3 protein-coding genes are annotated in these 2,473 nt (G+C 44.3%); 2 read left to right on the forward strand and 1 reads right to left on the reverse strand.

All coding sequences use genetic code 11. The features are described 5' to 3' along the window. The coding region (gene thrC, locus LD39_RS17035; protein ID WP_035550384.1) for a threonine synthase at positions 1-774 on the forward strand (774 nt) is incomplete at its 5' end. Beyond that, positions 771-1,685, forward strand: coding sequence for a homoserine kinase (gene thrB / locus LD39_RS17040; RefSeq protein WP_035550387.1), 915 nt, complete (start codon positions 771-773; stop codon positions 1,683-1,685). The genes thrC and thrB, both read left to right, overlap by 4 nt. A gap of 17 nt (positions 1,686-1,702) precedes the next feature. Here thrB and LD39_RS17045 read toward each other — a convergent pair whose 3' ends face one another. Then, positions 1,703-2,203: a VanZ family protein gene (locus LD39_RS17045; protein WP_035550391.1), complete on the reverse strand. Its 501-nt coding sequence runs from the start codon at positions 2,201-2,203 to the stop codon at positions 1,703-1,705. Positions 2,204-2,473: the final 270 nt, after the last annotated feature.

Consider the following 2,473-nt stretch of genomic DNA (forward strand, 5'->3'; position numbering starts at 1 on the left):
GCTCGCGCGGGGCTTCGCTGTATCGTCGTCATCCCTGATGGAAAAATTGCTCAAGGCAAGCTTGCACAGGCGGTCATGTACGGGGCAGAAATTTTTGCTATTAAAGGAAACTTCGATCAAGCATTGAAAATGGTTCGTGAAATTGCGGAGCGTGAACCAGTGACACTGGTGAACTCCGTCAATCCTTACCGTATCGAAGGACAGAAAACAGCAGCATTTGAAGTGTGTGATGCGCTTGGTCAAGCTCCTGATGTTCTCTCGATTCCTGTTGGGAATGCCGGGAACATCACAGCTTATTGGAAAGGTTTTAAAGAGTATCACGAACGTCACGGATCCAAGCTTCCGAAGATGATGGGATTTGAAGCAAGCGGTTCAGCAGCTATCGTCCGTAATCAGGTCATTGAAGATCCAGAAACACTTGCCACAGCGATCCGTATCGGTAACCCGGCGAGCTGGGATAAAGCATTGAACGCTCGTGATGAATCAGGCGGCTTGATTGATGAAGTAACCGATGAAGAAATTGTAGAGGCTTATCAGCTGCTAGCTCAAAAGGAAGGTGTGTTTGCCGAACCGGCTTCCTGCGCTTCCATCGCTGGTATGATCAAAAAGGTGAAAAACGGTACGATTCCACAAGGATCCAAAGTGGTCCATGTCCTGACAGGAAACGGGTTGAAAGATCCGGTGACAGCTATGGATACAAGCCCAGTCAAACCGACAGTCATTGAAAATGATATCGAACAGTTTGCAGAAGCCGTCACAGGAGTAAAATCATGACATCGTTTCAAATCCGAGTTCCGGCCACTTCGGCAAATTTAGGGCCGGGATTCGACTCGATTGGAATCGCCTTATCCAAATATGTCACCATGGATTGTCAGCCTGCAGATGAGTGGTACTTTGCTGTTCCGGAAAAAGATCAGCCATACATCCCATCTGGGGAAGAAAATCTGGTTCATAAAACGGCCCTTTATACGGCGAATTTATATCACTATGAATCAGTACCTCCGCATCATGTTGAGATGACGAATGATGTACCGATTGCTCGGGGACTCGGCAGTTCTTCCACTGCCGTCGTAGGAGGAATCGAATTAGCGAATCACATCTTGGACTTACAGTTGACGCGTTTTGAAAAGTTGAAAATCGCCTGCGACATTGAAGGGCATCCGGATAATGTCGGACCTGCCATTTACGGCGGCATCATGATTTCCAGTTATGACGGCAATCATCTCGATTTCGTTCGTTTTTCAAAAGGACTGGAGGACTTGACGTGGCTCGCTGTCGTTCCTGATTTTCATCTTGAAACAGAGAAAGCGCGAGAACTTTTACCAACAGAGATGAGCTACAAACAAGCGGTTCATGCAAGTGGTACCGCCAATGTGCTCGTTGCCGCCCTCGCTGAACAAAACTGGGCTCTGGCTGGAAAAATGATGAGCAGAGATCAGTGGCATCAGCCCTACCGTAAGAACCTGATTTCTGGTTTCGATCATGTCCAGCAAACAGTACTTGGTGAAGGAGCATTAGGCATGTATATCAGCGGTGCTGGTCCGACAATGGTGGCTTTGTATGATCAAATCACACCCGAGCAGTTGAAACAGCTATCTACTTCTCTGTCTGATTATCAAATCGCAGCACTAACTGTGAATACAAATGGCGCAGAAACAATATCTTCACGCCTTCAAGCTAATTAATAAAACCCAGCGGAACATTATCCGCTGGGTTTTCTGTATCTTTTCCCTATGTAAAAAAGCGATATCAGTACTCCTGCTGTCAAGGCGCCGATACTATCTAAGAAGACATCACCGATGTAAGGCGTCCGGTTTGGCGTCAACGACTGGTGGAATTCATCAAATCCTGCATAGGAGACGGTGATGAGGAAAGCCGTCCCTAACAGCTGCCATACTGTTTTACGAAAAAATTGACGAAGAGCTAAATAAGTCGTCCACATTAACAGACTGTAGATAGAAAAATGAGCTCCTTTTCTAATGAAGAATTCAATCATTCCATCAACCCCATGCGTTTCAATACTTACCACCTTATGATGATAAGTGAATTGAATTGGCTGCAGCAAAGGCTCGATCGTTTCGAGCGGGAGATACTGACTTAATGTAGGACGTAAGTCTTGTTCTTGATAAGGCTGTGAAGAGAAAATGAACAAGATAATCATGATACTTAATGGAATGGTTGCATATAAGATTTTTTTTAACATAGCTGCCCCCTGCTTATTTTATTAGTTATATCTTCAAAATAGTTAAAAAATCATAACTTATACTATTATTAATAGATAAATTTGTATACAATATATTTAGACATACGAAAAAAATGGGGGATTTAAATATGGCGAAGAGAAGTAAGCAATATGATTACGATCTCAGCGAAGTGAAGCGATTGATTGGAGAAACAGATAAAAACTATCGCGAAATCTCTGCTGAGACAGGCTGCCCTTATGCAAGTGTCGTCTACCATGGCCGTAAAATCC

The organism is Halobacillus sp. BBL2006, from assembly GCF_000786645.1.
Lineage (GTDB): Bacteria > Bacillota > Bacilli > Bacillales > Halobacillaceae > Halobacillus.

What these genes read in the sequence shown, in the direction of transcription:
- thrB (WP_035550387.1), top strand. Translation starts at nt 771, where the DNA reads ATGACATCGTTTCAAATCCGAGTTCCGGCCACTTCGGCAAATTTAGGG.
- LD39_RS17045 (WP_035550391.1), bottom strand. Translation starts at nt 2,203, where the DNA reads ATGTTAAAAAAAATCTTATATGCAACCATTCCATTAAGTATCATGATT.